This window comes from Polynucleobacter sp. 39-46-10, assembly GCF_002282275.1.
The window spans coordinates 1-2,037 of sequence record NZ_NCJB01000379.1 but is presented as its reverse complement, the minus strand read 5'-3'; the positions used below and the strand labels follow the sequence as shown (position 1 = coordinate 2,037).

Annotated in this window: 3 protein-coding genes; all 3 read right to left on the bottom strand. The window is 42.8% G+C overall.

What is annotated here, in order from left to right:
- Positions 1-302, bottom strand: a 302-nt coding sequence (locus B7X71_RS15850) for a septation protein IspZ (RefSeq protein ID WP_293601440.1), incomplete at its 3' end; no start/stop codon positions are given.
- Between the two features lie 26 nt (positions 303-328).
- The gene (gene msrB, locus B7X71_RS15845; protein ID WP_293598765.1) at positions 329-742 is read right to left on the bottom strand and encodes a peptide-methionine (R)-S-oxide reductase MsrB; all 414 of its coding nucleotides are present in this window, start codon (positions 740-742) and stop codon (positions 329-331) included.
- An 18-nt stretch (positions 743-760) separates the two neighbouring features.
- The coding region (locus B7X71_RS15840) for a protein adenylyltransferase SelO (protein WP_293601439.1) at positions 761-2,037 on the bottom strand (1,277 nt) is incomplete at its 5' end.

Below are 2,037 nucleotides of genomic sequence, written 5' to 3'. Positions count from 1 at the left end.
ATCCAGTTCTTTTGAAAAAACTGAGCGCTAATAAATAAAGCGCCTGCAAATAGCCAATACAAAGCCGTTGGTTTGAGTTGAATAAAAGTCTTATCGTGCAGGAATATAGTCAGGCTACCAAAAACCAGAATCATGACCAGGCTGACCCATTGCATCGCATCGATCTTACGATGTCGATAGTAAACCCAGAGGATTTGCCCAATGGTGGCAACCATAGCTACGATAGTTGCGGTGTAAATGTCTGCAAATTTGAATGCAATAAAAAAGAGGATGATCGGAAAGAGGTCAAATAGAAATTTCATGCGTTGATTATCCAGCTATTTCAGAATTATTCAGTTTTCGTGGCAGCGGCATTCTCAGAAGGTTCAAATCTTAAGGATGCTGAGTTAATACAGTAGCGAAGTCCTGTAGGCTGAGGGCCATCTTCAAATACGTGTCCCAAATGCGCATCACAATTGGTACAGCGGACCTCAGTGCGAATCATCCCATGGGACATATCCTTAACTTCGGTAATCGCTGTAGTGTTCTCAGGTGCGTTATAGCTAGGCCAACCACAACCTGCATCGAACTTGGTCGATGATTGAAAGAGGGGGGTATCGCAGCAAATGCAGCGATATTGACCATTTTCCCAGTGATCCCAGTACTTGCCAGTAAAAGGTCTCTCAGTTGCAGCCTCACGTGTTACTCGGTATTGAGTATCACTCAATGTATTTCTGTATTCCTGATCCGTTTTCTTTGTCATGGCAATGAATTTGTTTGATTAAGAAGAGCAACTGACTGCGACTCGCTGCAGATCCAGTGGCGGTGGTTTTGAATAATGATGCAATGCTAACTGCTCATCGAATGGCTTACTCAATATTCTGAATAAGACATCTACTTCAGAAAAATCATCTTGCTGAGCTTTTTCAATTGCAGCTTGAGCTAAGTGATTCCTCAGAATATATTTGGGGTTGACTGTATCCATCAAATTCTTTCTATCATCATCAGATGCAGTCTCGGATTGAAGTCTATTGATGTAGTCGGCAAACCATTGATCAATATGTTCACGATCGACAAATTCATCTCTTTGTAAGATCTCTGTTAGCTTGGATTCTTTTTTGAGACTACTTAGATTTCGAAAGAAGTTCGTGAAATCCACTTTTGAATCATGCATTGCCTGGAGTAGACGTTCAATTAGCTCTATGTCGCCATCCTGTTCTGATTGCAATCCTAGCTTTAGTCGAAATGCTTGTTGCCACTCTTTTGCATAAATCAATGGAAATTCCTCTAGGGCGGAGCGTAAGAGGTCTTGAGACTCTTCCGCAGAATGCTCTAGCTCTAACAAGGGAAGCATTGCACTCGCAAGACAGGCCATATTCCAATGCATGATTTGGGGCTGACGATGATATGCATATCTACCTCCATGATCACTATGATTGCAGATATGGTCGATTTCAAAATGATCTAAAAATCCAAAAGGACCATAGTCAATAGTCAGGCCTAGAGCGCTAATGTTGTCACTATTTAAAACGCCATGACAAAATCCCACCGATTGCCACTGCGCGACTAACTTTGCATTACGGGCGCTGATCTTTTTAAATAGGTTCAAGTAGGGATCCTGTGTGGATACACACTCTGGATAAAATTCTGAAATAAGCAGATCCGCCAACTCCTTCAGACGAACGATATTTTGCAGTGAAGCAAAGTGTTCAAAGTGCCCGATACGAATAAAGCTTGGGGCAATGCGCGAACATACCGCAGCTGTTTCCATGGTTTCACGTCTAACTGCCTGTTTAGATCCCACTACGGAAAGAGCGCGGCTAGTAGGTATACCAAGCGCATGCATTGCTTCGCTGCACAGAAATTCTCGAATAGACGATCTTAAGACTGCTCTTCCGTCACCCATTCTGGAGTAGTGCGTTCTACCGGCACCTTTTAACTGTAGCTCTAAATGATTGATATCACCCAGTAGGATTGCGCGACCATCGCCTAATTGGCCTGCCCATGATCCAAATTGATGTCCGCTATATGCCGTAGAAATAGGATTAGAAAATCTAT